At 35.6% G+C, this 23847-nt stretch carries 22 protein-coding genes; 1 reads left to right on the top strand and 21 read right to left on the bottom strand.

The window, feature by feature from the left end; all coding sequences use genetic code 11:
- Positions 1-77: 77 nt before the first annotated feature.
- Entirely contained in the window at positions 78-1727 is a 1650-nt protein-coding gene (locus tag KFV12_RS05445) for a phospho-sugar mutase (RefSeq protein WP_254257484.1), read from the top strand.
- A 178-nt stretch (positions 1728-1905) separates the two neighbouring features.
- On the opposite strand, the gene KFV12_RS05440 is transcribed toward KFV12_RS05445, so the two are convergent.
- The 21 genes from KFV12_RS05440 to ftsZ all read right to left on the bottom strand — a co-directional run bounded on the left by KFV12_RS05440 (position 1906) and on the right by ftsZ (position 23814).
- The gene (locus KFV12_RS05440) at positions 1906-2628 is read right to left on the bottom strand and encodes a hypothetical protein (RefSeq protein ID WP_111714527.1); all 723 of its coding nucleotides are present in this window, start codon (positions 2626-2628) and stop codon (positions 1906-1908) included.
- Between the two features lie 61 nt (positions 2629-2689).
- Positions 2690-3301, bottom strand: a complete 612-nt coding sequence (gene pyrE / locus KFV12_RS05435; RefSeq protein WP_111714526.1) for an orotate phosphoribosyltransferase — start codon at positions 3299-3301, stop codon at positions 2690-2692.
- Entirely contained in the window at positions 3291-3992 is a 702-nt protein-coding gene (gene pyrF / locus KFV12_RS05430; RefSeq protein WP_254257483.1) for an orotidine-5'-phosphate decarboxylase, read from the bottom strand. Before pyrF ends, pyrE begins: the two co-directional genes overlap by 11 nt.
- Positions 3993-4919 carry a dihydroorotate dehydrogenase gene (locus KFV12_RS05425; protein WP_111714524.1) on the bottom strand — a complete coding sequence of 309 codons (927 nt, stop codon included), beginning with the start codon at positions 4917-4919 and terminating at the stop codon, positions 3993-3995.
- On the bottom strand, positions 4916-5680 hold the full coding sequence (locus KFV12_RS05420; protein ID WP_254257628.1) for a dihydroorotate dehydrogenase electron transfer subunit: 765 nt from the start codon (positions 5678-5680) through the stop codon (positions 4916-4918). The genes KFV12_RS05425 and KFV12_RS05420 overlap by 4 nt, the downstream gene beginning before the upstream one ends.
- Positions 5681-5685: 5 nt before the next feature.
- Positions 5686-8859 carry a carbamoyl-phosphate synthase large subunit gene (carB, locus tag KFV12_RS05415; protein WP_254257482.1) on the bottom strand — a complete coding sequence of 1058 codons (3174 nt, stop codon included), beginning with the start codon at positions 8857-8859 and terminating at the stop codon, positions 5686-5688.
- Positions 8859-9947 (bottom strand): glutamine-hydrolyzing carbamoyl-phosphate synthase small subunit, encoded by a 1089-nt coding sequence (carA, locus tag KFV12_RS05410; protein WP_254257481.1) that lies wholly within the window; start codon positions 9945-9947, stop codon positions 8859-8861. Before carA ends, carB begins: the two co-directional genes overlap by 1 nt.
- The gene (pyrC, locus tag KFV12_RS05405) at positions 9940-11223 is read right to left on the bottom strand and encodes a dihydroorotase (RefSeq protein ID WP_254257480.1); all 1284 of its coding nucleotides are present in this window, start codon (positions 11221-11223) and stop codon (positions 9940-9942) included. Before pyrC ends, carA begins: the two co-directional genes overlap by 8 nt.
- A 68-nt stretch (positions 11224-11291) precedes the next feature.
- Complete coding sequence (locus KFV12_RS05400) at positions 11292-12167, bottom strand: aspartate carbamoyltransferase catalytic subunit (RefSeq protein ID WP_254257479.1); 876 nt, start codon at positions 12165-12167, stop codon at positions 11292-11294.
- Positions 12168-12201: 34 nt separating this feature from the next.
- Positions 12202-13518: a uracil-xanthine permease family protein gene (locus KFV12_RS05395; protein WP_099580810.1), complete on the bottom strand. Its 1317-nt coding sequence runs from the start codon at positions 13516-13518 to the stop codon at positions 12202-12204.
- 110 nt (positions 13519-13628) lie between these two features.
- The gene (gene pyrR, locus KFV12_RS05390) at positions 13629-14153 is read right to left on the bottom strand and encodes a bifunctional pyr operon transcriptional regulator/uracil phosphoribosyltransferase PyrR (protein WP_096076836.1); all 525 of its coding nucleotides are present in this window, start codon (positions 14151-14153) and stop codon (positions 13629-13631) included.
- A gap of 162 nt (positions 14154-14315) precedes the next feature.
- A complete protein-coding gene (locus KFV12_RS05385) occupies positions 14316-15221 on the bottom strand; it encodes an RluA family pseudouridine synthase (protein WP_254257478.1) in 906 nt (301 codons plus the stop codon).
- Positions 15208-15699, bottom strand: a complete 492-nt coding sequence (lspA, locus tag KFV12_RS05380) for a signal peptidase II (RefSeq protein ID WP_254257477.1) — start codon at positions 15697-15699, stop codon at positions 15208-15210. Before lspA ends, KFV12_RS05385 begins: the two co-directional genes overlap by 14 nt.
- Positions 15700-15900: 201 nt before the next feature.
- Entirely contained in the window at positions 15901-18648 is a 2748-nt protein-coding gene (gene ileS / locus KFV12_RS05375; RefSeq protein WP_254257476.1) for an isoleucine--tRNA ligase, read from the bottom strand.
- A 287-nt stretch (positions 18649-18935) separates the two neighbouring features.
- Complete coding sequence (locus KFV12_RS05370) at positions 18936-19430, bottom strand: DivIVA domain-containing protein (protein WP_111714515.1); 495 nt, start codon at positions 19428-19430, stop codon at positions 18936-18938.
- 15 nt (positions 19431-19445) lie between these two features.
- Positions 19446-20216, bottom strand: a complete 771-nt coding sequence (locus KFV12_RS05365; protein ID WP_254257475.1) for a YlmH family RNA-binding protein — start codon at positions 20214-20216, stop codon at positions 19446-19448.
- Positions 20217-20272: 56 nt separating this feature from the next.
- Positions 20273-20566: a YggT family protein gene (locus tag KFV12_RS05360; RefSeq protein WP_099580796.1), complete on the bottom strand. Its 294-nt coding sequence runs from the start codon at positions 20564-20566 to the stop codon at positions 20273-20275.
- On the bottom strand, positions 20566-21120 hold the full coding sequence (locus KFV12_RS05355) for a cell division protein SepF (RefSeq protein ID WP_111714513.1): 555 nt from the start codon (positions 21118-21120) through the stop codon (positions 20566-20568). Before KFV12_RS05355 ends, KFV12_RS05360 begins: the two co-directional genes overlap by 1 nt.
- A gap of 10 nt (positions 21121-21130) precedes the next feature.
- Entirely contained in the window at positions 21131-21793 is a 663-nt protein-coding gene (locus tag KFV12_RS05350) for a YggS family pyridoxal phosphate-dependent enzyme (RefSeq protein WP_254257474.1), read from the bottom strand.
- Between the two features lies 1 nt (position 21794).
- Positions 21795-22583 (bottom strand): peptidoglycan editing factor PgeF, encoded by a 789-nt coding sequence (pgeF, locus tag KFV12_RS05345; RefSeq protein ID WP_111714511.1) that lies wholly within the window; start codon positions 22581-22583, stop codon positions 21795-21797.
- A gap of 103 nt (positions 22584-22686) precedes the next feature.
- Positions 22687-23814, bottom strand: a complete 1128-nt coding sequence (gene ftsZ, locus KFV12_RS05340) for a cell division protein FtsZ (RefSeq protein ID WP_111714510.1) — start codon at positions 23812-23814, stop codon at positions 22687-22689.
- Positions 23815-23847: the final 33 nt, after the last annotated feature.

The raw sequence follows: 23847 nt of genomic DNA, 5'->3' as shown, positions 1-23847 counted from the left end.
CCAATAGAAATTAATTGTAAACGATATCATTACCTGTTTTAATTAAAATATGATGATTATTAAGGAGATGGAAGCACATGTCAGTTCGTGATTTATGGGAATCAAATATTGAAAACAGTTTAATTACACAAGAAGTTTATTCGGCCACTTCTGAAGCATTAAAAGAAGATGGCTATGTAGGTGCACTTGCATTCGGTACAGCAGGTATCCGTGGGAAAATCGGTCTAGGTCCGAATCGATTAAATAAATACACAGTTCAAAAAGTTGCTACAGGGCTTGCAAAATATTTAAATGAGGTGAAAAAGGATGCTACTGTCGTTATCGCTTATGATACACGTCATTTTTCGCCTGAATTTTGTGATGTGATTGCATGCGTACTTGGTAGTTATGGCGTGAAAACATTCATGTTTGATCGTTATCATACGACACCTGAACTTTCTTACTGTGTAAGACACCTTAAAACAGATGCAGGTGTGATGATTACTGCTAGTCATAATCCTCCAGAATACAACGGTATCAAGATTTATGGGCCGGATGGCGGTCAGTTAGCATTAGAAGGTGCTGCAAAAGTAAGTGAATTTATTGATAAGATTGATGATGTATTCAATTTACAATCTGAAGCTAAAGACGAATTAATTAATAAAGGTTTAATTGAATACGTAGAAACAAACGTTATTGAATCATATAAACAGGAAGTATTTAATTTAGTTGAAAGTATCCCAGCTTCAGACTTAAAGGTTGTATTTACGAGTTTACATGGGACAAGCGTTCCGATCGTGCCTGAGATTTTAGATGCACTGAACTTCACACAATATGAAGTCGTAAAAGAACAGGCTGTACCAGATGCAGATTTCTCTTCTGTAAAATCTGCAAACCCGGAAGATCACGATGCTTTTGATATGGCCATTGAGTATGCTAAAAAAAGCAACGCTGATTTACTGATTGCGACGGATCCAGATGCTGATAGAATGGGTATTGTTGCTCAAGTTGATGGAGAATTCCACTATTTTAATGGTAATCAAATTGGTGCATTACTTCTAAATTATAGAATTCAATCAACACAAGACACTAAAAATCGTGCAGCAGTAAAGTCTATTGTGACAAGTGAATTAGGTAAAGTCATTGCAGAACAAAATAATGTGAAAATGTTTGATGTGTTGACTGGCTTTAAATTTATCGCAGAAAAAATTGCTTCTTTTGAAGCAAATAAAGATTATAATTATATCTTTGGATATGAAGAAAGTTACGGATATATGGCTGGACCTTTCGTACGTGATAAAGATGCAGTACAAATCGTTCCATTGATTATTAAACATGCGAGCGAACTAAAAAATGAAGGTAAAACAATTGTTGATGCAATGAGTGAGATATATGCTAAATATGGCAACTATCAGGAAAAATTATTCTCACATACATTTGAAGGCCAAGAAGGTAAAGGCAAGATTGATACAATCATGAGTGAAAACAGACAAAATATACCTTCTGAAATTGCTGGATATAAAGTGATTAAAACTGAAGATTTCTTAGCGCAGACAAGCACTACCGCAGAAGGTATCACGAAATTAGAATTACCGCCAGCAAATGTATTAAAGTTCTACTTTGAAGAAGGATGGATTGCACTACGCCCATCTGGAACTGAACCTAAAATTAAATTATATGTATCAATGATTACAGACGATATTGATACCATTGCTGAAAAAATTAACAATGAAATATTTGATAAGTAATACATTTAAAAATAAAGAGGCTGGGACAGTAGTGTTCTGCCACAAGCAAAAACCGAACAAAACTAATAAATCGCTCTTTGATTTATAGTTTTTGTTCGGTTTTTGTCGTAGTGGCAACTGCTGTGCCGCCGTTTAAGCTGTTAAACAGAAGAGGGCTAAGACTTATGTCTCACCCTCTTTATTTCGTAGGTTCAAACTTAAAGAAGTTTAACCACTCTATATCTTTAGATATAAAGATATAGATTACCATGATAATGATAAAAGTAATATGTAGAGGAAAGACATCCATTTTTAGGTCATTCATTTCACGATATGTTACAAAAAGCTTAAATGGAATTGTCATGATAATTAAAAAACGAATAATGTAAAAAAGCATCACTGTTTCTGGTGAAAAATATAAAGCGATGAGCTCAAATATGACAAATAGATTATATATTGTGTAATAACTGATTGAATCAACAAAAACTTTATAGAAATTATTCGTACGATTCAATGCCACCATTTGAATAAGAAAAGTAATAAATATTGAAATTAACGAGAAAATAGCCCCACTTACAGTCATTCTTAGTCCTGATTCAAAATTAAATTGCGTAGAATGAAATGCACCTAGTGCAAATATTAGCAGTAAATAGACGATAAAGTTCAGTACTGCAAAGAAAAAATATTTACTGCTTTTTGGATTATCAATAATTTTAATCGGCATTGCGATTGTTCTATAAACATAGTTAAAGAAAGAGTCGATTTGGTAATCAAACTCTTTAATAGGTCGTTTGACTTGCGCAATCAATTTATTTTTAGAAAATTTTTCATTATCCTTTATTTCAGTGTCTATTCTTTTTTTCCCAGCCACAGGTGTTGGATTCTTTATAAATTTATTAATATGTCCCCATTTGTCTGCCAAAATCTTCACCTCATAAAAAAACTGTTTAATGTAAGTATACATTAAACAGTTTTTTTTAACATTATAAAGTGTCACGCCATTCTGTTAAGCCGTCAATATCACTTGCTTCAATTTTGTTCATTTCTTTTGCGACTTGAATTAACGTATCAAAATCACTTAATGTGTAATATTCATAACCACTCTCAGCTAAACGTTCTTTACCTTTAGATAACTGATAGCTAAATATCGCTACAATCCCTAAAACTTCAGCACCATGCGCTTTTAAAGCATCAGCAGCATCGATTGCTGATCCACCAGTAGAAATTAAATCTTCTACAACAACGACTTTCTGCCCACGATCAACTTGTCCTTCAATCTGATTGCCTTTTCCATGTTTCTTACTTGAAGAACGTACATAGCTCATCGGTAAGTTCATCTTTTGAGCAACAAAAGCAGCATGGGGAATACCAGCTGTTGCAGTTCCGGCTAAAACTTCTACATCGCTGAAGTGTTCTTCGATCAATGTTTTTATACCTTCAGCAATTTCATCTCTGACTTCAGGGTAACTCATCGTTAAACGGTTATCACAATAAATCGGACTTTTAATTCCTGATGACCATGTAAATGGATCATTTGGTTGTAAAGATACTGCTCCAATTTCTAATAATGATTTCGCTATATTTTTACTTAACATGATTTTCCCACGCTTTCTTTATTGAATAATATTTTTCTACAGGATTATCGTCTTGAGTGATTGATCTACCAACTACAATATGCGTTGAACCATTCTCTTTAGCGAATTCCGGTGTCGCCACTCGCACTTGATCTCCAACAGCATCAGCTAATGTTCTAATCCCTGGAGTTACTTTTAAAAAGTCTTCACCTAAAGCATCTCTTAACATTTTACTTTCATTAGCAGAACATACAACACCATCAAGACCAGCATCACGGGTTAATGTTGCGTAATTTAATATGCATTCATCAATTGTTAGCGGTATACCTTGTTCATTTTGCATTACTGCTTCCGATGTACTTGTCAATTGCGTTACAGCTATTAATTTCGCTTCACTTCCTGCATCACGCAATCCATTCATCGCTTCCTGCATCATCTTTCTTCCGCCTGCAGCGTGCACATTCACCAATTGTATATCTAGCTTTCCTAAGCCTAACATGGCTTGACGCACGGTATTAGGTATATCATAAAGTTTTAGGTCTAAAAATATTTCATGGCCTTGACTACGAATCACTTTCACAATTTCCGGTCCATTCTGCATAAATAATTCCATACCGACTTTCACAAATAACGGTTCATCAAATGGTTTTAAAAATGCATTTACTTCATCCATATTTTTAAAATCTAATGCAATAATCGGTTTATGAAACATTTATTTTGCCTCCAGTAATTGATGCGTTCTATTTTTTAATTCATGAATATGGTTTACACCAAGTTTATCTAAATAATCTGGTAAATTGTTAATGATATCTATACATACATTAGGATTCTGGAAGTTTGCTGTACCTACTGCAACAGCATCAGCACCTACAGAAATAAAATCAATTACATCCTGTGCATCAGTAACGCCACCCATTGCAATAATCGGGAATTCAGGTAAGGCTTTACGCACCTCATAAACCATACGCATTGCTACCGGTTTGACTGCAGGTCCACTCAGTCCTCCGACAACATTGGCAATAATCGGAGCACCTGTTTTTTCATTGATACGAAGACCAACAAGTGTATTTATCATAGTAATACCATCAGCATATTCAGCAACAGCTACTGCCATTTCTACGATATTCGTAACGTTCGGTGATAATTTAACATATACGGGTACATGAGAGACTGCTTTAACTTTTCGTGTTAATTCAGCTGCAGTTTTTGGGTCTGTTCCGAACTGTATACCACCCTCTTTTACATTTGGACAACTGATATTCAACTCTAAAGCTTTAACATTTGGTGATTGTGAAATCTTTTCAGCAACCTCAACATAGTCTTCTTCTTTTGAACCCGCAACATTTGCTATAATCGGTGTTTCAAATTGTTCAAGCCATTTCAATTCATGTGCAATAATATGGTCAACACCAGGATTTTGTAACCCAATCGCATTGATCATACCGCTTGAAGTTTCAGCAACACGTGGTGTTGGATTCCCAAAGCGCATCTCAGGTGTTGCAGCTTTTATCATTATGGCACCTAGTTCATTTAAATCATAAAAGTTCGCAAATTCTTTTCCGAATGCGAAACAGCCGCTAGCAGGCATAATCGGATTTTTTAAATCTAATCCTGGTAATTTAACATTTAATCGACTCATAGGGCTAACGCTCCTTTCTCAAATACAGGACCGTCTGTACATATTTTTACATAACCTTCTTCATTATCAGCTTTGCATACACATGCATAACATGTACCGATACCGCACCCCATTCGCTCTTCAAGTGATACATATCCTGGCGTATCAGGTAATGCGTTTTCTATCGCTTTTATCATCACAATTGGACCACATGTATAAAAAGTATCATAAGTCTGAGGTAATGCTTCAATAACATCAGTGACAAATCCTTGCGTACCGAAAGAACCATCGACTGTTGCGATATGTGTTTCACCTAAAGCACTAAACTGCTCCAGGTAAAACATATCTTCTTTTGATTGGAAACCTAATACATGAATTGTTTTAATACCACGTGCATTTAATTGTTTCGATAATTCATATAAAGGCGGAACACCTATACCTCCGCCGATAAGTAATGCAGTATTTCCTGCTGCATCAACAGGGAAACCATGTCCAAGTGGTGCGAGAATATCAACAGTATCACCTTGTTTTAATTGTGATAATGCTTGAGTACCTTTACCATCTGCACGATATAAACAAGTTAATGTATGTTTAGATTGATCAACTTCGCAAATAGAAATGGGACGACGTAGCATAAACTCAGAAGAATTCCCTATTCTAATATGAACAAACTGTCCAGGTGTTGTCATTTCTTTCGTAATTTGACCTTCAAGTACAATTTCAAAAATATTTTTTGCGATACTTTGTTGACTAACGACTCTCATTTCTTCCTGCATTGTGATCCCTCCTACATTTGATTCATATTAAATGTCATACTCTCAATCACTTCAATTAATGCACGTGCAGTATCTAATGATGTTAGGCATGGTACACCATTATCAACAGAATCACGTCTAATCTGGAAGCCATCACGTTCAGTTTGCTTACCATTTGTCATTGTGTTAATAACAATTTGAACATGTCCATCACGAATAACATCTAATAAGTTAAATTCTGTACCTATCTTACTTACTTCTACCGCCGGAATATTATTCTCTTTTAATAGTTTAGCAGTGCCACTTGTTGCCATAATACGGTAGCCAATTTCATGTAATCGTTTTGCAAGACCTAGCGCTTCCTGTTTGTCTTTATCCGCTACAGTGATTAACGCTGTACCATGATCTTTTACCTGTAATCCACTTGCTACTAATCCTTTGTATAATGCTTTTTCAAGCGTTTTATCTTTTCCCATCACTTCACCAGTTGATTTCATCTCTGGTCCTAATGTAATATCAACATTTTTAAGTTTTGAGAAACTAAATACAGGTGCTTTTACGAATACGCCATCTTTGAATGGTACTAAACCTTCTGTGTAACCTTTATCCAGTAATGACTCTCCTAAAATACCTTTCATTGCGATATTTGCCATCGGAACATCTGTAATCTTACTTAAGAATGGAACTGTACGAGATGCACGTGGGTTTACTTCTAATACATAAACTTCTTCATCCGCAATAACAAATTGTATGTTTAATAATCCTACGATTTCTAAACCATGCGCTAAGCGTGTCGTGTAGTCTACTAACGTATCGATTTGTTTTTCAGTTAATGTTTGTGGTGGGTAAACTGCGATTGAATCACCAGAGTGAACCCCAGCACGTTCAATGTGTTCCATAATACCTGGAATCACCACTGTCTTACCATCACAGATGGCATCCACTTCAATTTCTTTACCTGTTAAGTAACGGTCAATTAATACCGGATGTTCCGGACTTGCTTTAACCGCTCTATTCATATAATCCACAAGTTCAGGCTCATTATATACGATTTCCATCGCACGACCACCTAATACATATGATGGACGAACGAGTACCGGATAACCGATAAAGTTAGCATTATCTACCGCTTCTTCTACAGATGTTGCCGTTTTACCTAATGGTTGAGGAATTTCAATTCTTTGCATTAACGCTTCAAATTCTTTACGGTCTTCAGCACGGTCTAAATTTTCTAAAGAAGTTCCTAATACTTTTACACCGTATTTCGTTAATTTTTCTGCTAAGTTGATTGCTGTTTGTCCACCGAACTGAACGACTACACCTTCAGGTTTTTCAAGGTTAATAATGTTCATGACATCTTCTTCAGTTAATGGTTCAAAGTATAATTTGTCTGAGATAGAGAAGTCCGTTGACACAGTTTCAGGGTTATTGTTAATGATAATCGCTTCATAACCCATTTCTCGAATTGCCCATACAGCATGCACTGTCGCATAATCAAATTCTACCCCTTGACCGATACGAATAGGTCCAGATCCTAATACGATGACTTTCTTCTTATCACTTACGATAGATTCATTTTCAGTTTCATATGTACCATAGAAGTATGGTGTATTCGATTCAAATTCTGATGCACATGTATCAACCATCTTAAATACTGGATTGATATTATTAGCTTGTCTTAAATCATAGATTTCACGTTCAGTCATATTCCAGCGATGTGCAATAACACGGTCGCTAAAGCCATATTTTTTCGCCCATTCTAAACGATCAATATCGCCAATATGTTCTTTTAGGTCATGCTCGATATCTATAATATGCTGGAATTTATTTAAGAAGAAGTAATCAATCTTCGTCCATTCATGAATATCATCTAAAGAAATGCCACGACGAATTGCTTCACCAATAAAGAATAAACGCTCATCATCTTGCTCTTTAATACGTTTTTCAATAAAATCTAATTCGAAGTTTTCACCGTTCGGTAATCCTAAATGGTGTACACCATATTCTAAAGAACGAATTGCCTTTAATAATGACTCTTCGTATGTACGTCCGATAGCCATGACTTCACCAGTTGCTTTCATTTGTGTTCCGAGTACACGCTCACCTTTTTCAAATTTATCAAACGGGAAACGTGGAATTTTAGATACAACATAGTCAAGCGCTGGTTCAAATGCTGCATAGCTTATACCTGTTACCGGATTTAACATTTCATCTAATGTTAGACCTACCGCTATCTTCGCTGCAAGCTTTGCAATTGGATATCCTGTTGCTTTTGAAGCTAAAGCTGACGAACGAGATACACGTGGATTAACTTCGATAATATAGTAATTAAATGAATGTGGATCTAATGCTAACTGTACGTTACATCCACCTTCAATTTTTAACGCACGAATGATTCTTAATGATACGTCACGTAACATGTGATATTCTTTGTCGCTTAATGTTTGTGAAGGTGCTACTACGATTGAATCCCCTGTGTGAATACCGACTGGATCAATGTTTTCCATATTACAAACTACGATTGCATTATCATTTGAGTCTCTCATTACTTCGTACTCAATTTCTTTATAACCTGCGATTGATTTTTCAATTAAACATTGTGTAACGGGTGAATATTTCAAACCATTCGTTACGATTTCAATTAATTCTCTCTCATCGTGACAAATACCGCCACCTGTACCACCCATCGTAAATGCCGGGCGTACAATTACTGGGTAACCAATTTCATTTGCAAAATCAACTGCCTGTTCAACCGTATTCACGATATCACTTTCAGGAACCGGAACATCTAATTCGTACATTAAGCTTCTGAATAAGTCTCTATCTTCTGCCTGGTTGATAGAAGATAATTCTGTTCCTAATAGTTTAACGTTGTTTTCTTTTAAGATACCCGCTTCTTCTAATTGAACAGCCATATTTAAACCTGTTTGTCCACCTAAAGTCGGCAGTAATGCGTCGGGTTGTTCTTTACGGATAATACGCGCAACGAAATCTAATGTTAATGGTTCGATGTAAACTTTATCTGCAATTTCTGTATCTGTCATGATGGTTGCTGGATTTGAGTTCACAAGAATAACTTTGTATCCTTCTTCTTTTAAGGCAAGACATGCTTGTGTGCCGGCGTAGTCAAATTCTGCTGCTTGGCCGATAATAATTGGACCTGATCCAATCACTAGAATTGTTTTAATATCATTACGTTTAGGCATTATTTTGCACGCTCCTTAAAGTTAGTCATTAAATCAATAAATTCATCAAATAAGTAGTTCGGATCATGTGGCCCTGGAGATGCTTCAGGGTGATATTGTACTGAAAATGCTGGTAATTTTTTATGTTTGACACCTTCAACTGTACCGTCATTTAATGCAATGTGTGTAATTTCTAAATCTGTGTTTGCAATCGAATCTGTGTCAACTGCATAGCCATGGTTTTGTGACGTGATTTCAATCTTACCTGTTGCTAAGTTTTTAACTGGGTGGTTCGCGCCTCGGTGACCGAATTTTAATTTAAAAGTCGTTGCGCCACACGCTAAGCTGAATAATTGATGTCCTAAACAAATACCGAAGAATGGTACTTTTCCTAAAATTCCTTTAATCATTTCAATGCCTTCAGTCACAACTTCTGGATTACCTGGTCCGTTTGAAAGCATTACGCCATCCGGTTGTACACGTAAGATTTCTTCAGCAGTAGTAGTGTAAGGCATTACAGTCACATCACAACCACGTAAGTTTAATTCTCGAACGATATTTTCTTTTTTACCAAAGTCAATCAGTACAACACGTAAGTCACTACCTGTTGAGATGTATGGTGTTTTTGTAGAGACTTGTGCGACTTCATCTGTAGGTAACTCAGTTGTTTTTAATGATGCAATCGTTGCATCAACTTTAGAAGCATCATTGATAAGTGCAGCACGTAAGACACCATGCTGTCTAATGATTCGAGTTAATTGACGTGTATCAACACCGTCAATACCAGGCACATCATAACTTTTTAATGTTTCATCAAGGCTTGCAGTATTTCTAAAGTTACTTGGAAAATCACATAATTCACGAATAGCCATCGCCTTTAAAGATGGATTTAATGTTTCAAAGTCATCTCTGTTAATACCATAGTTGCCGATTAACGGATAAGTGAATGTAATAATCTGTCCTGTATAAGATGGATCAGACAATGTTTCCTGATAACCTGTCATCGCAGTGTTAAATACGATTTCTCCAACTACTTCTTTATCGCTACCAAATGCATAGCCATTAAATACTGTACCGTCTTCTAATACTAAATATTTTTTATTACGCATGGTGTGCCCCCTCATAAGCTAATTGACCTTCTACAAATGTCTTCGTTACGTTACCGAATACTTTTTCGCCGATAAATGGTGTGTTACTTGATTTTGATAAGAAATCCTCAGCTTTGATTTCATATTCTTGTTCTAAATCAATTACTGTAATATCTGCAATACCACCAACTTCTAATGGTTTGCCATATGGTAAGTTAAATACTTTACCAGGTTTTACTGCTAAATAATCAACTAATTGTTGTAATGACCAGTCCCCGTTTTTAACGAATTTTGTATATAATAACGGGAATGCTGTTTCACTACCAACGATACCAAAAGGTGCTTTCGTCATCGGTTGTGCTTTTTCATCAGCAGCGTGTGGGGCGTGATCTGTTGCGATAAAATCAATCGTGCCATCTAATAACGCTTCAATTAACGCGTCATGATCTTCTTTTGCACGTAACGGCGGATTCATTTTAAGAATCGCGTCATCTTTTGTGATTACTTCTTCATTCAATAATAAGTGATGTGGCGTAACTTCTGCAGTGACTTTAATACCTGCACGTTTCGCATCACGTATAACTCGGACACTTTCTTTGCTTGACACGTGACATACATGATAATGACAATTCGCTGCTTCTGCCAGTAACACGTCACGAGCAATTTGAACCGCTTCACAAATTGAAGGGATTCCAGGAATATTTAATGCTTTACTCACTTTACCCTCATGCATCGCACCGCCATAAATCAGTGAATTATCTTCACAATGTGCAACAATCGCCATATCAAGTGCTGCTGCTTGTTGCATCGCTTCATACATTACTGAAGCAGTTTGTACGCCGACACCATCATCTGTAAAAGCGAATGCACCATGTTCTTTTAATGCTTTAAAATCAACAAGTTCTTCACCTTTTTGTCGCACTGAGATAGAAGCATATGGTAATACACGAACTTTCGCATTCTTTTCAATTGAAGCGTTTAATGCGTCCAGGTTTTCTACTGAATCTGGTACTGGACGCGTATTCGGCATCGGGCATACAGTTGTGAATCCCCCACGTGCTGCAGCTTTTGTACCTGTTTCAATCGTTTCTTTATGTTCGCCACCTGGTTCACGTAAATGAACGTGCACATCGACAAAACCTTGAGATACAAACTGTCCGTTTAGATCGATAATTTCTGAATTATAGACATTTAGTTTTTCACCGATTTCAGTAATCTTTCCATCTTCAATTCTAATATCTCGCTCTGTTAATTCACCATTGATTAATATTTTGCCACCTCTAAGTAATGTTGACATTATATGCACTCCTTGAAATATGATTTATGTTTATTTTACAATTTTCTTATTCTTATTACACGTTATTACTAATTTCCTTCAATGACTTGAGATAATACACTCATTCGAGTATATACACCGTTCTCCATTTGTTTAAAGATTCTCGCTTTCGGTGCTTCCACGAGGTCGCTTGCTATTTCAACATCGCGATTAACTGGGGCAGGATGTAAAATGATTGCATTATCTTTTAATTTGTCATAACGCGCTTGATTAAGACCAAATCTGTTATTATATGCTTCTTTTGTAAACGATGATGCTTTATCATGACGTTCATGTTGTACACGAAGTAACATGCATACATCCACTTCTTCTATCACATCATCAATATTTACGTAATCAGCGGGTATTGATTTATCGATCCAGGCATCCGGTGCTACAAATTTAACATCTGCACCTAAACGAGTTAAAGCATCGTAGTTACTTCGTGCAACACGTGAGTTCAAGATATCTCCGCAAATCACTACTTTTAAACCATCGAACTTCCCGAACTCTTCATAAATCGTCATCAAATCTAATAAACATTGAGTTGGATGCTGTCCTGACCCGTCACCACCATTAACAATTGGTATATTTAATCCATCTAACTGTTTATAGTAATCATTCTCTGGATGACGGATGACTAAAACGTTACATCCGATGCTTTCCAGTGTTTTGCATGTATCATAAAGACTTTCACCTTTTGTTACTGACGAAGTACCAGTTTCAAACGGTATCACTTGCATACCTAATTTGCGTTCTGCCACTTCGAATGAACATTTTGTACGTGTAGAGTTTTCAAAAAATAGGTTTGCTGCATAAATTTCAGAAAAATTTGCGACATTACCATTTTTTATATCGATTGCACGTTGAATCGTAGTCATGATTGCTTCGTTAGATAAATCTGTGATCGAGTGTAAATGTCTCAAAGTAAATAGCCCCTTTTTATTTTATTGTATTTTTTTAGTAATCTTCATGTGTTTTTGATTCAGGCAAGATAGCGTTTAATATAATACCTGCAAGTGCTGCTAACGCCATACCTTCAATATTTAAATGAATTTGATTCACTGTTAAATCAATGTGGGCTTTACCAATCCCTAAAACTAAAATGACAGAAGCAATGACTAAGTTTCGCTTATCGCCAAAATCCACTTTCGATTCAACGAGCATACGTAAACCACTTGAAGCGATAATACCGAATAACAGGATTGACACGCCACCCATTACTGGAGTTGGAATACTTGATACAAGTGCTGTAAATTTACCTACAAATCCTAAGATAAGCGCAAGGACTGCTGCACCACCGATCACCCAGATACTATAAATTCTTGTAATCGCAAGAACGCCAATGTTTTCACCATAAGTTGTACTTGGTGGTCCACCGATCAGTGAAGCGACCATGGTTGAAATTCCATCACCCATTAAACTGCGATGTAATCCAGGATTTTTAAAGAAGTTACGTCCTACAATTTTATTAATTACGATTTGGTGACCAATATGTTCACTAACCGTTACGAATACGATTGGTAACATAATCATTATCAATACCCAATCAAACTGTGGTTCATAATTAACATATGGTAAATATACTTTCGGCGCTTCAAACCATTGTGCTTTTTCTATACCTGTGAAATCTACTACGCCTAGAAAGATAGAAGTTATATATCCAACAATTATTCCAATAAGTACCGGGATAATTGATAAGAAACCTCTTACTGCAACAGAAAAAATAATTACTGTTAACAGTGTAATCAATGCAATACTTAAATATGTAAGGTTATAGCCCTTCATTGCACCACTATCTGTATACATTGCCATATTAACTGCAACTGGTGCTAATCCTAAACCAATGACCATAATCACCGGTCCAACTACAACTGGTGGTAAAAGTTTAAGTAACCAATTGACTCCAACCATTTTGATTATCAGTCCGATAATAACGTACATTAAACCACTCATGAAAAGAGCCATTAACATTTCACCCATCTCATGGGTTTTAAGACCCACGATAATTGGTGTGATGAATGCGAAACTTGAGCCTAAATAGGCAGGAATTTTTCCTTTTGTAATTAATATATAAAGTAACGTACCTAGACCAGATGCAATTAACGCAGCTGACACTGGTAATCCTGTTAAATAAGGTACTAATACTGTGGCACCAAACATTGCAAATAAATGTTGTGAACTCAGTAAGAACCATTGACTTGCTTTCGGTTTTTCGTGTACATCGAGTACTGGTTCAACAGTTCTTTCGTAAATTTCTTCATTTGTAGAATTCATAATTTCCTCCCTTTTTACCATTAAAAAAGTCTCTTTGCACATGCAAAGAGACTTAAGTGTCTATTACTCACTTAAACCCTTTGCAGGCGTCTCGCACCAACTTAAAAGAGTTATTTAATATAAACTTGTGTTCGTTCATCGACTTCATCTAATAAGACTATGACTTCTTCTGAAGTTGCCGTTGGAATGTTTTTACCGATAAAATCAGCGCGTATTGGCAATTCACGATGTCCTCTATCTACAAGCGTTGCCAGACTGATACGTTTTGGACGCACATGATCTAATATTGCATCAAGTGATGCACGAACTGTTCTACCTGTGAAAAGAACATCATCAACAATCACAACATGTTGATTATTCATATCAGTATCAATCTCGTAAGCGATAACATCTGAACTGATACGATCAGTCTTATCATCACGATAATTTGTTACATCTAAAATACCTGTAGGTACTTTAACACCATCGATACGTTCAATTTTTGACTGAATACGGTTAGCAAGATAAATGCCACGCGTACGAATACCTAGTAGTACCAGATTATCTGCGCCTTTATTATTTTCAAGGATTTCATGCGCAATACGTGTTAACGTACGGTCAACCGCTTTATCATCCAGTACGATTCTTTTATCCACATTAATTCCCTCCTCAAAAAATCCTCACGTCAAATAGACGTGAGGATTCCTCGACGCCTTTTAAGCCTCTCTGGACTTAATTAAAAGCATTAACGTGTGATTTATTACATTTAATAATAGCACTATTAATTTCAATGTCAATCATCATAGAAAAATTACATTTTATTTTCTCAGTTTCGTTAAGATTTCTTCAAAATATTCAGGTATTGGCGCTGTACGTTCAATGTATTCACCAGTAACTGGATGTTCAAATCCAATTACACCTGCATGCAACGCTTGTCCATCAATATCCATCGTTTTCTTCGGTCCATATTTAGGGTCGCCAACTAACGGGAAACCAATGTGCTTCATATGTACACGAATTTGGTGTGTTCGTCCAGTTTCTAATACACATTCTACTAAAGTATATTTATCAAATGTTTCGATTACATTGAAATGTGTGACTGCCTGCTTGCCATTATCTACAATCGCCATCTCTTGACGATCACGCACATTACGACCAATCGGTGCATCAATTGTACCAAATTCATGTGGAATGACACCGTGCACTAACGCAGTATATTTACGCGTTACAGACTTATCAACCAACTGTTCTACAAGTCCACGATGTGCGATATCATTTTTAGCAATCATAAGTAATCCAGATGTATCCTTATCAATACGATGAACGATACCAGGACGGATCTCGCCGTTAATGCCTGATAGATCTTTAATCGCATACATCAATCCATTTACTAAAGTACCATTCGGATGACCAGGCGCCGGATGCACTACCATACCTTTTGGTTTATAGACAATTGCAACATCTTTATCTTCATAGTAAATTTCAATACCTAAATCTTCAGCTTGCAAATCTATTTCCTCTACAGGTTTTTCAGTAACAACGATTTCATCGTCCAAGCGAAGTTTATAGTTCGCTTTCACAGGTTGTCCATTAACGATTACTAAATCTAGTTTGATCCAGTCCTGAATTTGGTTACGAGACCAATCTTTATTCATATCTGTTAAGTAGCGATCAATTCTTGTCCCTACTTCTTCTTCTTCAATTAAAAAATTATATGTTTCCATTACTTTTCTCCTCTTTTTGGTTAAATAACATGTCATAGAGTAAGACAATTACACCAATTGTTAAACAGCTATCAGCTACATTAAAAATTGGAAAATCATAATTGATAATTTTCGTATCAATAAAATCTACAACATTTCCACGTATTAGACGATCAATAAAATTACCGATAGCACCAGCAAAAATTAAAGTTAAGCCAAGCTGCATTATCGGATTAAACATTGCTTCTTTATAATAAAAGAAAGCAATCGCTACTAACACGACAATTGTAATAATATAAAAGAAAGTCATTTGATTTTGTAACATACCCCATGCAGCACCATGGTTTCTATGTGATGTAATTTCTAAAATATCACCGATAATAGAAATACTGTCACCGATTTTCATTGTTTTAACAATAATATATTTCGTTATCTGATCCATCGCGATTAAAAATATCGCTAAAATAGACATCAATGTTAGGTTATATCGCTTGTTCATAATTTCACTCCAATCTTTAGTATTTTAACACATTTTTATGAGTAAGTCTGTTTTTGTTTTTGAATCTCAATATTAGTTTACATAATATAATTATATTATTTTAATTTAAAAATTTTTATAAATGATTACGAAACAAGTTAATGACTTTAACAATTAAAAATCCCGAACGCACTTACATCAGTACGCTCGGGAATCACTATATTATTTACTTTCTAAAACACTTAAACATCTTGGACATACATGTGGGTGTTCATGATCTTCTGCTGTAATTTCAGTTGAGTAATTCCAGCATCTTTCACATTTTTCACCGTCAGCACGTTCTACTAATACGTTTAAATTTGTATATTGCGTACCAACAGCACTATCACTTACTTTAGCCTGTGAAACGATAAACAATTGATGTAAGTTATCAAATGATTGAAGCAATGCTAAATCATCAGCATTTTCAGTAAATACAGCAACTTTTGCTTCTAAAGGTTTTCCGATTACTTTTTCATTACGTAAGTTTTCAATACCTTTTAGCACATCATCACGAAGTTCTAAGAATCTAGACCATTTCTCAATTAATGTCTGATCCACATCATGAACTGCAGGCATATCCGTTAAATGAACACTTTCTTCAGTAACGTGTGGTGTGTGACTCCAGATTTCTTCTGCTGTATGTGGAATAATTGGCGCTAAAACTTTCGTTAAAGAAGTTAATACTTCATATACTACCGTCTGCATGCTACGACGAACGTGACTATCTGCTGCTTCGATGTAAAGAATATCTTTACCGTAATCTAAATAGAAGTTACTTAATTCAACATTGATAAAGTTTTGTAATTCCTGATAAATATCAAGATAGTCGTTATTTTCATAATGATTATGTGCATTGTTTACAAAATTATACAATTTATTTAACATAAACTGATCGATTTCTTTTAAATCTTCATAAGCAACTGCATCTGTTGTAGGATTGAAATCATTTACGTTACCTAATAAGAATTTAAATGTGTTACGGATTTTACGGTATACTTCTGATACTTGTTTTAAAATATCATCAGAAATACGTACGTCTGCTAAATAGTCTACAGACATTACCCATAGACGAATGATATCAGCACCCATTTGTTTTACGACTTTTTCAGGTAGAATTGTATTTCCTAATGATTTACTCATCTTACGGCCTTGTCCGTCCATGACGAAACCATGAGATAATAATTTCTTATATGGTGACATACCGCGTGTAGCAACAGCTGTAGTGATTGATGAGTTGAACCATCCACGATACTGGTCACTACCTTCAAAATACATATCGGCAGGGAATGTTAATTCAGGTCGAGCTTCTAACACACCACGGTGACTTGAACCTGAATCGAACCATACATCCATAATGTCTGTTTCTTTTGTGAATTCGCCATTAGGACTACCAGGATGCGTAAATCCTTCAGGTAATAAATCTTTCGCTTCTCTTTCGTACCATACGTTAGAGCCGTGCGCTTCAAATAAAGTTGCAATATGTTCAATTACCGCTTCATCCATAATGATGTCACCATTTTCTGCATAGAACACAGGTAATGGCACACCCCAAACACGTTGACGTGAAATTACCCAGTCTCCTCGGTCACGAATCATATTATAAATACGCGTTTTACCCCATTCCACTTTAAATTCAGTTTCATCGATCGCATTTAAGATATCCTGACGCACTTTATTGATTGATGCAAACCATTGTGGTGTTGCACGGAAGATTACAGGTTTTTTAGTTCTCCAGTCATGAGGATATGAATGCGTGAAGAAATCTAATTTTAATAATGCACCAACTTCTTTTAAACGCTCAGTGATCACTGGATTCGCTTTATCATAGAATAATCCTTCAAATTCTCCAGCTTCTTTTGTAAATACACCTTTATCATCAACTGGTGAAATAACCGGTAAGTCATATTTTTGTCCGACGATAAAGTCATCTTCACCATGACCAGGTGCAGTATGAACACAGCCAGTCCCAGCATCTGTAGTAACGTGATCACCTAAGATGATGATTGATTTTCTGTCTTCAATTAATGGATGCTGTGTTTCAATCAACTCTAATTCTGAACCTTTAAATTCTTTTTCAAGTACAACACTTTCTTTATCCCAGCCAATTGCTTCACATACACTATCAAGTAATGCTTGCGCCACGATATATGAGTTACCTTCAATCGTTACTTGTACATACGTTAACTCTGGATTTAAAGAGATCGCAACGTTAGCAGGAATTGTCCAAGGTGTAGTTGTCCAGATTACAAATTTAACACCAGCGTCTACGATGCCACGCCCATCAACTGTATCAAATGCAACATAGATAGATGCAGATTTTTTATCTTGATATTCAATCTCCGCTTCTGCTAAAGATGATTCACTAGATGGAGACCAGTAAACTGGCTTCTTACCTTTATAGATATAACCCTTTTTAGCCATATCTCCAAATAGACGAATTTGTTCTGCTTCAAATTTTTCCTGTAAAGTAATATAAGGATTTTCCCAGTCGCCATTAACACCAAGACGTTTGAAGTCTGCTTTTTGTAATTCAACTTGTTCTAATGCATATTTGCGACATAATTCACGGAATTCAGCCGTTGACATTTCTTTACGATTAACACCTTTTTTAGTTAAAGCTTGTTCAATCGGTAAACCGTGCGTATCCCATCCAGGAACATAAGGTGTGTAAAAACCATTCATCGCTTTATAACGCGTGATAAAATCTTTAATAATTTTATTTAAAGCATGTCCCATATGAATTTGTCCGTTCGCATACGGTGGTCCATCGTGTAGAATATACGGTGTTTTACCTTCATTTTTCTTTAATAATTTTTCATATAGATTTTTTTCATCCCAGCTACTTTGAATTTGAGGTTCCTTGTTAGGTAATCCACCACGCATTGGAAAATCTGTTTTTGGCATTAATAGTGTGTCTTTATAATCCATTATATATTCCTCCTGAAAAAATAAAAAACACTTAAGCTGATTGCTTCAGGACGAACGAATCCGCGGTACCACCTGAATTAACTCAACTTAAGAGTTCTCTTTAATATATTTAATTGAATATAGACTGATCTTATCTATTTATCAATGATTAGGCTCCCACTCACCCTAATTCGCTGTGCATGTCATCAATAGATACGGTTCTATATGATTATTTTGATTATTCTTTATACTATCACGTTTTTATTCATTTGATAAGTGAAAATAAATAATAAATAAAATTTCTTAAATTATTCTTCTTCTAATGGTTTCATTTCTAAATCATAATTTAATAAATGATCCCAGTCTTCACTCTTCAGAAGATCTAATTGCGCCTCCACCAACATTTTAAAACGCGCTCTAAAAATTTTTGATTGACGTTTCATATCTTCAGTCTGAAAAGCAATTTCTCTCGCTTGCTGCATCGCATCTTTCTTTATGAGTTCTGCGTGATTCTTTGCATCCTGGATAATTACATCAGCCTGCATACCAGCACTTGCTTTAATTTCGTCACCTGCTTTTTGAGCAACGATTAAAGCTTCTGAGATGGTATTTTCAACGTTTTTAAATCGCGTGATATTCTCATCTTTATCAGCAATTAATTGCTCTAACATCTTTTTTTCTCGACGCATTCTTTCAAGTTCATCACTTAAAGATTTCAAATAATCTCTTACTTCATTTTCATTTAACCCTTTATGCACTATATTAAATGATTTATTTTGAATTTCTTCCGGACTAAATTTCATAATGTCACCTCATATTTATTTAAACATCGTACCATAAGTTATGCGAATCTTATCCTTCTTCGTACGATCTCCGATTGTTTCTATTCTACCACGACCATATCCTTTTATTGAAATCAAATCATTCGTTTCAACATTGAAACTTGTCTTGTCAATAACAACATGATTCACTTTTACGTGCTCAGCTTCAATATGTTTTTGTGCGATACTACGTGATTTATTAATCATTAAAGCCACAATATTATCAAGACGTAAACTAGAAACTGTTGACTGATTTGAAGTGAATGGTTCGGAAGTATCTACCATTGCTTCTCTGTCAATTTCAAATAACTTAATACGAGAACCTTTTAATTTCGTTAAATTCTGAAATACAAAGTCTTTTAAATGTGAAGCAATTACAAACTGAATCTTGTCCCCAACGAGTATATCACCTAATAAATCACGTTTGAAGCCGATAGACATAAGTGCACCTAACACATTACGATGTGTTAATGTTACAAATTTATCAGCATATTTAATTTCGATGATTGATAATTCAAAATCCTCAGGACTCACTTCATGATAACCAGGATAAATTAATGCGCGCATACGCTCACGCTCACCACGCCCGCCATTAAAAGATACATTCAGTTCCGTTCGATTAACAAGCGTCGTTAAAATAAACTGCTGACGTGGATCTAAAAAATGCGTTAGAACAGGTGAATACTGAGATTCTGCCCGTTCTACTAAACTTTCTAAATACTTTACAATCTCTATTTCTTCATTTCGAAAATGCTGATATAAATTCATAATATCCTCTTTTACTTTGACATGAAAAAAATCTCATAGCAATGAGATTTTTAAGATTATGCGAAATACGGTATGATAGCGTTAAAAATTGCAGCTAAACCAACTTGTAAAAACTTTAGGAAAATAAGCGCTGCAATGCTTGAAATATCAAACATACCAATCGGTGGTATCATACGTCTGAATGGTTCTAAAAATGGTTCATAAATTTTACCCATCCATTCACCAATTACAGATTCTCTTAATCCTGGAACCCAAGACATAAAGAAATATATTATCATCCCGATTGTATAAATATCAATTGCTTTAAGAATAAAGTTCATAATCAAAATTACTATTTCTAAAGTACTCATTAAAACTCCTCGTGTTCATTATAATCTTCTGGTGCTTCTAACATTTCAGTGATTGATCCAGCTACTTCAACATTATCAGGTGTGCATAAAAAGATGTCTGCACCAATACGTTGAATGTCTCCACCAATCGCATAGACAGTTCCACTTAAAAAATCGATGATACGTTTTGCAGAAATTTTATCGATACGTTGCAAGTTAACAAGTGTCGCACGACGATTTTTAAGTTCATCTGCAATATCTTGTGTATCACTAAAAACGCGTGGTTCAAATAAACACACTTTAGAGATACTTGATGACGGTTGCTCATGCATATTCACAACATTGTTTTGACTCACTTTGCGCTCATTCACTTTCACTTTAGATTTTACAGGTTCAGGTTTCGTGCGATACACCGTTTCTTGCTTGACAATCTTTTTATCTGCTTTGTCATTACTTGCCTGAATTTTTTCTCTTTCAACTGATTCTACAGCTTTTTTCGGTGTGTTGTCTTCATATACGACTTCTTCTTCATCTTCATAAACGAAGAATCCTTTAAATACATCTTTAATAGCCATAAATTCCCTCCTAACCGACGAGTTTCGTTCCTATACGAATAAACGTCGCACCTTCTTCTATCGCGATTTTGTAATCATTACTCATTCCCATTGAAGTTTCAGTACATGGTGCATGTGGTAATGCCAATTCTTGAATTTTAAGTTGTAATTGCTTTAAATGTTTAAAGTAAGCTCTAATTTCTGTTTCATTGGCCTCAAGTGGTGCCATTGTCATTAAACCTACTACTTCAATGTTATCATATTCAGCTAAACTTTGGGTAAATGATTGTAATTCTTCCGGTTTAATACCATGCTTGCTATCTTCTCCACTTACATTCACCTGAATAAAACATTTCACTTTTTTATCTGCGCGTTTTTGAATTTCTTTAGCCAAGCTCATTCTATCTAATGAATGTAGATAATCTACCTGATTGATGACTTCTTTAACTTTTCTCGTCTGTAAAGACCCTATGAAATGCATCGTCACGTTGTCGATATTATCTTTTTTTTCAATAAATCCTTCGATTCGATTTTCACCTAAATCTTTAATTCCAGCAGATACAGCTTCTTTCGCACGTTCTGTTGAAACATACTTTGTTACTGCAATAATTGTCGGCGTTTGATGATAAGGTGAATTTGCCTTACTCTCTTCAATATCTTTTAAGATAACTTCTAGATTATCCTTAACTTCCATATTAATCCCTCGTTCCAATATATGCTAACATTCTACCTGTTTTACCTTTTTCTAAACGATATGAGAAAAATGCTTCATTCTCAGTTGATGTACATCGTGTTGTGATTGTTATGTTTTCTTGTTTAATTCCTGCATTCATCGCAATACGTGCATTAATTTCCTGTAGGTTAATATCAAACATATTATTCTCATTGATTTGGAAACAATCTTCTAGTTCTAAATTTAGTTCAGTAAATTGTCGTTTAATATCATCATTCACTTCATAACAGGGTGCAGTGACTGACGGACCAATGATACATTTTAGGTCATCTATATTACCAGTATAAGCTTTTATAAGTCGGTCAACGATTAAACCGACTGTACCTCGCCAACCTGCATGTCCCAATGCTATAAAGTCATCTTTAACACTATACAGGTAAACTGGTACACAATCTGCAAAACACATTGTTAGTAGTATACCTTTTTCATTCGTATATAAACCATCTACGTCTAACCATTTAGGTGTAAGCTCTAAAACATTTGTCCCTTTGTCTTCTAAAAATACTTCCTGAATATTATTGCCATGCTTTTGAATCGGAAAGACCCAGTCACTCGTCTTAAATCCAATTTCATTCGCTACTAATGCCTGATTATGATGGACATTAAACGGCGCATCATCGATATATAACGCCATGTTTAAACTACCCTCAGGATACTCACTAATCCCACCATGTCGACTCGTAATACCAATCACTTTATTGTAATCATTTGATACGTTATATGTATGCTTCATTCTTTGAAATGGTTCCATTAAGTGCCTCCAAAATGGCATATTATATAAAAACCGAACAAACAGAAATCAAAGAGCGACTTATGTTTGTTCGGATGTATTGTCAATCAATTATTTATGTGAATTATCTTCTACGACGACGTGTACCACGGTCTTTTAAGAAACCTGGAACATCTAAATCATCTCTATTTGATTCTCTTTCAGGTTGTGCTTGTTGTGGTTGAGAAACTGATTCTGAGCGTGTCTCACGTTGTGGTTGAGGCGTTCCAAAACCAGTTGGAGCTACACTACGTGTCGGTTTGTCATTGAAACCAGTTGCAATAACTGTTACAACGATTTCATCTTGTAATTCTGGATTAATCACTGTACCAAAGATCATATTAACATCTTCGTCAGCTGCGTCCTGAACGATATCAGCTGCTTCTTGTGCTTCGAATAACGTTAATGATTCGCCACCAGTAATATTCATTAATACCCCTTGAGCACCTACGATAGATGTTTCAAGTAATGGAGAAGAAATCGCTTTTTTCGCTGCTTCGATCGCGCGGTTCTCACCACTAGATACACCGATACCCATTAAAGCAGAACCTTGGTTACTCATAATTGTCTTAACGTCTGCGAAGTCTAAGTTTACTTCACCAGATACTGCGATTAAATCAGAAATACCTTGTACACCTTGACGTAATACATTATCTGCTTCTTTGAATGCTTCCATCATTGGCGTTGATTTGTCAACGATGTCTAATAAGCGATCATTTGGAATAACGATTAATGTATCTACTGCAGCTTTCATTGCTTCAACACCCGCAGCAGCTTGTGTTTGACGTTTACGGCCTTCAAAAGAGAATGGACGCGTAACGACACCAACTGTTAAAGCACCCATCTCTTTAGCAATTTTAGCTACAACTGGTGCAGCACCTGTACCAGTTCCGCCACCCATACCGGCAGTTACAAATACCATATCTGCGCCCTGGATTGCATCTTCAATTTGTTCACGTGATTCTTCAGCTGCTTTCTTACCGATCTCAGGATTTGCTCCAGCCCCTAAACCACGTGTTAATTTTTCACCGATTTGGATTTTAGAAGTTGCTTTAGATAAGTTTAAAGCTTGGCCATCAGTATTGATTGCAATAAATTCTACATTGTTCATACCGTGATCGATCATTCGGTTTACAGCGTTATTACCGCCGCCCCCTACACCGATTACTTTTAATGTTGCTAAGTGATTAAAGCCCTGTTCAAATTCTAACATTCAATTTTCCTCCTATATAATTGTGGCCAATTA

Origin of the sequence: Macrococcus epidermidis (genome assembly GCF_024205965.1) — a bacterium.
GTDB classification, from domain to species: domain Bacteria; phylum Bacillota; class Bacilli; order Staphylococcales; family Staphylococcaceae; genus Macrococcoides; species Macrococcoides epidermidis.
Note: the sequence above shows the minus strand (reverse complement) of the source record. Positions and strands in the feature narration are given on the sequence as shown.

Bases quoted from the DNA above. Each gene is read 5' to 3' on its own strand.
- KFV12_RS05445 (WP_254257484.1), top strand. From the start codon at position 78: ATGTCAGTTCGTGATTTATGGGAATCAAATATTGAAAACAGTTTAATT.
- pyrE (WP_111714526.1), bottom strand. From the start codon at position 3,301: ATGTTAAGTAAAAATATAGCGAAATCATTATTAGAAATTGGAGCAGTA.
- pyrF (WP_254257483.1), bottom strand. From the start codon at position 3,992: ATGTTTCATAAACCGATTATTGCATTAGATTTTAAAAATATGGATGAA.
- KFV12_RS05425 (WP_111714524.1), bottom strand. From the start codon at position 4,919: ATGAGTCGATTAAATGTTAAATTACCAGGATTAGATTTAAAAAATCCG.
- carB (WP_254257482.1), bottom strand. From the start codon at position 8,859: ATGCCTAAACGTAATGATATTAAAACAATTCTAGTGATTGGATCAGGT.
- carA (WP_254257481.1), bottom strand. From the start codon at position 9,947: ATGCGTAATAAAAAATATTTAGTATTAGAAGACGGTACAGTATTTAAT.
- pyrC (WP_254257480.1), bottom strand. From the start codon at position 11,223: ATGTCAACATTACTTAGAGGTGGCAAAATATTAATCAATGGTGAATTA.
- KFV12_RS05395 (WP_099580810.1), bottom strand. From the start codon at position 13,518: ATGAATTCTACAAATGAAGAAATTTACGAAAGAACTGTTGAACCAGTA.
- KFV12_RS05385 (WP_254257478.1), bottom strand. From the start codon at position 15,221: ATGGAAACATATAATTTTTTAATTGAAGAAGAAGAAGTAGGGACAAGA.
- lspA (WP_254257477.1), bottom strand. From the start codon at position 15,699: ATGAACAAGCGATATAACCTAACATTGATGTCTATTTTAGCGATATTT.
- ileS (WP_254257476.1), bottom strand. From the start codon at position 18,648: ATGGATTATAAAGACACACTATTAATGCCAAAAACAGATTTTCCAATG.
- KFV12_RS05370 (WP_111714515.1), bottom strand. From the start codon at position 19,430: ATGAAATTTAGTCCGGAAGAAATTCAAAATAAATCATTTAATATAGTG.
- KFV12_RS05365 (WP_254257475.1), bottom strand. From the start codon at position 20,216: ATGAATTTATATCAGCATTTTCGAAATGAAGAAATAGAGATTGTAAAG.
- KFV12_RS05360 (WP_099580796.1), bottom strand. From the start codon at position 20,566: ATGAGTACTTTAGAAATAGTAATTTTGATTATGAACTTTATTCTTAAA.
- KFV12_RS05355 (WP_111714513.1), bottom strand. From the start codon at position 21,120: ATGGCTATTAAAGATGTATTTAAAGGATTCTTCGTTTATGAAGATGAA.
- KFV12_RS05350 (WP_254257474.1), bottom strand. From the start codon at position 21,793: ATGGAAGTTAAGGATAATCTAGAAGTTATCTTAAAAGATATTGAAGAG.
- pgeF (WP_111714511.1), bottom strand. From the start codon at position 22,583: ATGGAACCATTTCAAAGAATGAAGCATACATATAACGTATCAAATGAT.
- ftsZ (WP_111714510.1), bottom strand. From the start codon at position 23,814: ATGTTAGAATTTGAACAGGGCTTTAATCACTTAGCAACATTAAAAGTA.